We start from the raw sequence: 506 nt of genomic DNA, 5'->3' as shown, positions 1-506 counted from the left end.
CCGAACCCGTTCAGCTGCGCGGGCACGAACACGGCCGACAACCCGTGGGTGGCGGCCACCCGCGGGAGGCCGTCGTCGTGGTGCACCGACACCGCGGCGCCGAGCGCGCCCGGCACGTCGGCGGCGATCCGTCGCAGCAGCTCATCGAGCAGAGCGGTCACCCGGACCGGCTCGCCTGTCATCGTTCGGGGACGCAACGTTACCCTCCGTGAAGGGGTCGAACCTTGCTTGGCTCTGTTCTAGCATGTCGTCGTAGTGACGACAAGAAGAGAGTCGTCGAAAGGATGACGATGATGGACGCGACCGATCCCGCCGACGCGGTCCGCCGGATCCACGACGTGGTCGCGGCCGCCCGCGCAGGCCGCGCGGACCAGACCCGGCTGCTGGCGGCGCTGGCGGATCTGCGCCTGCTGCGCGAGGAACTGACCAGCTGGGAACCGGAGCTGATCACGGCGGCCAGGGGAGCGGGCGCGAGCTGGGTGGCGCTGGCTCCGGCGCTCGGCGTC

At 71.3% G+C, this 506-nt stretch carries 1 pseudogene; it reads left to right on the top strand.

Features of this window, described 5'->3' with window-relative positions:
- Window positions 1-293: 293 nt before the first annotated feature.
- A pseudogene (locus tag G3I65_RS52035) lies at window positions 294-506 on the top strand (HSP18 transcriptional regulator); the annotation flags it as partial.

It is taken from the genome of Amycolatopsis sp. SID8362 (assembly GCF_010550475.1).
Lineage (GTDB): Bacteria > Actinomycetota > Actinomycetes > Mycobacteriales > Pseudonocardiaceae > Amycolatopsis > Amycolatopsis eburnea.
The sequence above is the reverse complement of the archived record's forward strand: the minus strand, read 5'-3'. Positions and strand labels throughout refer to the sequence as shown.